Source organism: Caballeronia sp. M23-90, assembly GCF_053574605.1.
Genome location: NZ_JBSIPA010000920.1, coordinates 1 through 845, shown reverse-complemented (window position 1 = coordinate 845; position 845 = coordinate 1). Strand labels below are relative to the sequence as shown.

Annotated in this window: 2 protein-coding genes; both read right to left on the bottom strand. The window is 60.0% G+C overall.

Annotated elements, in window-relative coordinates; genetic code table 11:
• Positions 1 to 417: flagellar basal body P-ring protein FlgI (locus tag ACRXB1_RS37000; RefSeq protein ID WP_449494900.1), on the bottom strand; the 417-nt coding region annotated here is incomplete at its 3' end.
• 2 nt (positions 418 to 419) lie between these two features.
• A partial coding sequence (locus tag ACRXB1_RS36995; RefSeq protein ID WP_449494899.1) for a flagellar basal body L-ring protein FlgH occupies positions 420 to 845 on the bottom strand: 426 nt, incomplete at its 5' end.

Sequence of the window (845 nt, the reverse complement as noted above, 5' to 3'; positions counted from 1 at the left end):
TGCGAAGAGTTTGCGCGGCGGTACGCTGCTGATGTCGCCGCTCAAACTCTTCGCATTTCCCAGCGATGACACCGTGACATCGATCGCCTCGCCCGGCCGCGCGAACGGCGGCAAAACGGCGGTGACCATCACGGCGGCGACGTTCTTCAACTGCATGTTCTGGGTGGTCGCGGCGTTCAACGTGATGCCGAGGTTGCCCAGCATGTTGGTCAGGCTTTGCGTGGTGAACGGCGTTTGCGATGTCTGGTCGCCGGTGCCATCCAGGCCGACTACGAGGCCGTAGCCGATCAACTGGTTGTCACGCACGCCCTGAAACGACACCAGGTCCTTCAGGCGTTCGGCTTGCGCCGCCTGCGGCAGCACCGCGGCCAAAGCCAGAGCGAGTGCGCCAAAGCAAAAACGGAGAGCGAGTGTCATGATCAGAAGGGCGCCACGTTGAGGAAGAACCGCTGGAGCCAGCCCATGTTCTGCGATTCATCGATATAACCCTTCGCCGAATACTCGATCTTCGCGTCGGCAACTTGCGTCGAATAGACCGTGTTGGCGCCCGAGATGGTCGTGGGATTGACCACGCCGGAGAAGCGCACGAATTCGTTGCCCTGGTTGATGAGCATCTGTTTTTCGCCGCTCACGAGCAGGTTGCCGTTTGGCAATACGCCAGTGACGGTCACGGTCAGCGTGCCATTGAACGTGTTGGCCGCGCTTGCACCGCCGGAGCCGTTGAACTTCTGCGAACCGCTTGCCGAAAGGTTGGTGTTGTTGAAGAGGCCGCCGAAAATTCCCGGGACAACGGCACGTTGAAGGACATGCTCCGGGAAGATCGCAAGGCTGATCTGAAGAAATGA